The following is a 4,327-nucleotide window of genomic DNA, read 5'->3' as shown; positions in this document are numbered from 1 at the left end:
CGTAGGAAGGTGGGTCGTTTCTCGTGGTCGCTGCACTGGGCTGAGTAAATCCCGGTCGGTGATCTTGGAGCAGAAGAAGAGGTGGTGAGTTTCGTGGCGGGTCGGATGCGTCAGGCTAACGCTGAGGGTGGGCGTCCGGTGCGTCGGGTTGTGAAGCTCACCGAGTTTGAGGACAACGCGTTGTACTTCGCTGCTGCGAGGGTGGGGATGACTCCTGCTCGGTTTTTGAAGGAGTCAGCGTTGTCTCGTGAGCGTGGTGTCTCGGTCAGTGAGCGTCATGAGATGAGTACTCGGTTGAATCAGCTCAATGGTTCTTTGGCGGCAGTGGGGAACAACCTCAATCAGCTGGCTCGGCGGGCCAACGCGGAAGAAGCGGTGACGGCTGAGATCAGTGCTGAGCTGACGCATTCCTTGGCGAAACTGCGCGCGACCATGAGGGAGATCAGTGGGGCGCTTCCGGGTCTTGCGGTGTCTCCGAAAGAGGCTGATGCCTCATGATGCCCAACGTCACGCGCGGTGGTCGGATGGCGGGTCTGGTGATGTACCTGGCCGGCCCGGGCCGAGCGAATGAGCACACCAATCCGCAACTGGTGGCGGGTCATGCTCTGGTGACTTTTGCCGTCGAACCAGGGCAGACGTTGAGCCAGGATGATGCGTTGGATATCGCGAATATTCTTGACTTCTCTCGGAAGCAGCACGGCACGCGGGTTCAAGTCTCTGAGCGTGAGTTTGATGAGGTGCGAGGTGAGTATGTGGCCACGGGGAAGAAGGATGCTCACGTGTGGCATGCCTCGCTGTCGCTGAAGGCAGACGAGGGTGAACTCACTCGTGAGAAGTGGGCTGAGGTTGCTTATGATTTCGTGGAGCGCATGGGCTTCATTGACCCGGACGGGGTCAAGACGTCCCGGTGGGCGGCGATCCATCATGGGGCGTCGAAGAACGGTAACGACCACATCCATATTGCTGTGCAGCTGGTCCGTGAAGACGGCACGAAAGCTGATGTGCGTCACGACTTCAAACGCGCTCAGCGGGTGTCCAATGAGATTGAGAAGAAGCACGGTCTGACCGTGCTGGCGTCGCGTGAACACGAGTATGGGATCTCTGGGGATAAGCCGGCCGAGCTCGCCCGCGCCCAGCACCGGGACAGTGGCATGACCGAGCGTGCTGAGTTGCGCCGCCGAGCGCGCGCATGTCTGGCGACCGCCTCATCTCAGGGTGAGTACATCGCCCACCTCCGCGACGTGGGTCTCCACGTCCAACCCCGGTTCGCGAAGAATGACTTGAACACGATCGTCGGCTACCGGTTAGCGTTCCCCTCCACCTCCAGAGAGCACGGTGGGGATGGGCGGCAGATCTGGTACTCCCCGTCGAAGCTGGATCGGTCGTTGGCGTGGCCGAGGATCGAGGAACGCTACGGTGACGCCGGCCGTGCCGAGGCGGTGGCCATGATGCATCAGATCCGAGACAAGACCCTGCCCGAGCCAGAGAAAGCCACGGAGGTTCACCAGCTCAGTGCTGAGTCCTACGAGAAGCTGATCTCTGGCAAGGTCGGGCCGGACACGATGGCGAACATCTACGCACGGCTCTCGATGAGCGTGGAGAAGAACAGCCACGGTCCTGTGCTGCGGCTCTCTGATGATTTCTCACGAGTGGCGGGGAGTATGCGCGGCCACCAGCTCCCGTCGGAGGTGCTGTACCGACAGCGCAGCACGCAACGAACGGGCATGCAGCAGAGTGCGGCCCAGCACCCATTGCGGAACAACGGCGCTGGTGCGGGTCGGTTGGGTCAGCAGTGGTTGATGGCGACCCAGGCGGGACGTCGTGGTCCGGTCAAAGACTGGGTGTCGTTGCTTGCCCAGGCGAATCGGATCGCGCGCATCGTGACCGAGACAAACCTGACCCGGGAACGCGTCCAACTCGCCGGCACCATGAGCCGCACCCTGGATGTGGCAGAGGTGTTGTGCCGGGACCGCGCAGCACAGGCGCAGACAATGATGACCCCGCCCCAGCGTGCCGCTCAGCTGCGCGGGTTGAGGGCCCAGCGTGAGGCTCAGGACTACGCCGAGGCCCAGCAAGCCCAAGCCAAGGCAGTGGAGTTACAGGCTGTGGTTTCTCAAGTGAGCGTGGAGTTGAAAGCTGCGGAACAGGCTGTAGCCCAGGCAGCACAACAGCGCGAGGGTCTGGTCATGGAGGTCCGGCAGGTTCTGGGTAGTGCGGTGGTCCAAGACGCTCGGCGTGGGTGGGAGGCTGACGTGAAGGTCTACGAGGCTGGCCTGTTGAGTCGAGGTCGGGCGGTGCAGGATTCTGACAGGGTTCGCCAGGAAGTGAGCTCGAAGTGGGATGTGCCGGTCCCGGAAAGAATCAAGGCCGAGAAGAAACAGCGGTCGCCGAACCCCTTTACCTCCAGTACCAGCCAGGTGGATCGGTTGTGGTCCAGGTGGGACGCCGCGGTGGTGGACAAGCATGCTCCGCAGCGACTCGACACTGCGGAGATCCGTGCAGCACAGGCGTCCCTGGATCAGGCGGTAGAACATCGGGAACAGGTCATATCGCGGGTTGATAGTGCGAGGCGGGCCAGTGGTGAGGCTGCCCAGCGGGCCAACGTTCTACGTCAACGTCATGCGCGGACCGCGCCGAACACGTATCTGACCTGGGCTGAGCAGTCAGAGCTGGCTCGGCTTGAAGGTCGCCGTGATCCGACGAAGTACCGTGCGCCTGAAGCGGCACAGGGACCCCTCATCTTTGGTGGGCGGGACAGGGACTCCGGGTACGAACGATAGTCGGTTGTGCACCAGACTTCTTCGACGTCTGAGTAGGTCGCTTGGGCTGCTGTTTCGGGGACTGCGGGGCTTTCATGAGGTATCCGCAGCTGATCACGCGGCTCCTGTCGTGAAGTGGCAGCGCGGTTCGGTCTCTCGAGTTCCCCAGTTTCGTACTACACTGTGAAGTACGAAAAGGATTAAGAGGAGTTGTGTGTGCGGGTTCGGGTTCATCCCAGGGTCTCTGCGAAGCGTCCTGAGATCACAGACAACGACGTGGAGGCCGCGTTCGAGGGGGCGTTGCGTTCCCGCGGTCGAGATACCAACCCGGTCCAGTGGGTCGGGGTCGGTGTGGACCGGCAGGGCCGATTGTTGGAGTTCATCGCGGTCGAGGATGAGCCCGATGGTTGGCTGGTCTTTCACGCGATGCTCGCGACGCAGAAGGTCCTCAATGAAGTTGGTCTAGGAAGGTGATTCAGATGGGCAAGTACACAGCGGTCAACGGTAAGACCTTCACTGATGCGGACATCGAGGCCTGGGCTGATGAGGCGGAGTCCGAGCAGGGCTACACCGGTGGCCATATTGGTCCGTCTACTCCTGGGCGGCCGGTTAGTGTCGGAGCTGACGCTCGTCCCTTCACGCTGCGGCTAGATGCTCATCGCCGGGCCAAGCTCACTCGAGCAGCGGAGGAGCAGCACACCACGGTGTCTCAGCTCATGCGTGGCCTCATCGATTCCCTATGAACGTGTAAACGAGGTGCGCAGGACCAGTGATGTGCCTCTTTCAGGAAGCCATGCTTTCCTGCGACCTACTCCGCCCCTGTTTTGGGGTTCTCGGGGCTGACGCGGGGATAGTCGGCGAGGGAAACTCAAACCGCCAGCAGAACCGGCAACCATGACAGTGCTCTTCGCGCCAGGTGGGTCACTCGGGCAGTGGTGGCAGTCGTTTCCGCCGAGCAGCCGCAGACTTGCGTTGATCACTGAGGCTGCGAGCAAAGCGGGTCGCGCCGAGCACGGCCAACGTTCCCACCACGGTGTAGAACGTCATGAAGATCAGGCCAACACGCCAGAGGCCCGTCATGTCTTCACGGCTAGCGGTGAAACTCCATGCCCAGATCAGCACTGGTGCCAGCAGCAGCGCCATTAGCCAGTACCGGTGCCAGGAAGTCACCACGGCAATCGCCAGGAGAACGGCGCCGCAGACGACGTAGGTCCACGGAATCCACGGCCCGGACTGGACGTTGGCCACTGGATCGTAGGTGTAGCCAAGTCCCCGCGGAATGAGTGCGTGAGGGATGAACCAAGCGCCTAGCGTTCCGAAGAGGACGAACGCTGACCACAGCGCAAGATGAATCCCCTTCGCCGTGCCAGGCTACGCGGAGAGATCCGAAGGGGTATCAGTCATTGCGTCTCATTGCGCGCGTCTTACGTGGTTGTAGGCGGAGTGGTTGAAGGAAGCATCATGGTACCCGCGTTCGGATCAACGTAGACGGCGGGGCGACCACCCACTTAGAAAGGTGAATGGTTGCCCCACGGTTCCGTAGTAGCAGTTGAGTCCCGCATAGTGGT

General features: G+C 61.6%; 4 protein-coding genes. 3 read left to right on the top strand and 1 reads right to left on the bottom strand.

What is annotated here, in order from left to right; genetic code table 11:
* Positions 1–84 precede the first annotated feature (84 nt).
* From mobC to BG28_RS13595, 3 genes are all read left to right on the top strand, one after another.
* Complete coding sequence (mobC, locus tag BG28_RS14625) at positions 85–498, top strand: plasmid mobilization relaxosome protein MobC (protein ID WP_152539309.1); 414 nt, start codon at positions 85–87, stop codon at positions 496–498.
* Positions 495–2,780 (top strand): relaxase/mobilization nuclease domain-containing protein, encoded by a 2,286-nt coding sequence (locus BG28_RS14620; RefSeq protein WP_051501498.1) that lies wholly within the window; start codon positions 495–497, stop codon positions 2,778–2,780. The genes mobC and BG28_RS14620 overlap by 4 nt, the downstream gene beginning before the upstream one ends.
* Positions 2,781–2,975: 195 nt before the next feature.
* On the top strand, positions 2,976–3,233 hold the full coding sequence (locus BG28_RS13595) for a hypothetical protein (protein WP_036478068.1): 258 nt from the start codon (positions 2,976–2,978) through the stop codon (positions 3,231–3,233).
* Between the two features lie 447 nt (positions 3,234–3,680).
* Here the strand turns inward: BG28_RS13595 and BG28_RS13585 are convergent, their stop codons facing one another.
* The gene (locus BG28_RS13585) at positions 3,681–4,007 is read right to left on the bottom strand and encodes a hypothetical protein (protein ID WP_036478066.1); all 327 of its coding nucleotides are present in this window, start codon (positions 4,005–4,007) and stop codon (positions 3,681–3,683) included.
* Between the last annotated feature and the right edge of the window lie 320 nt (positions 4,008–4,327).

Origin of the sequence: Nesterenkonia sp. AN1 (assembly GCF_000582475.1) — a bacterium.
Taxonomy (GTDB): Bacteria; Actinomycetota; Actinomycetes; order Actinomycetales; family Micrococcaceae; genus Nesterenkonia; species Nesterenkonia aurantiaca.
Note: the sequence above shows the minus strand (reverse complement) of the source record. Positions and strands in the feature narration are given on the sequence as shown.

Coding starts and splice junctions, on each gene's coding strand:
- BG28_RS14620 (WP_051501498.1), top strand. CDS start 495: ATGATGCCCAACGTCACGCGCGGTGGTCGGATGGCGGGTCTGGTGATG.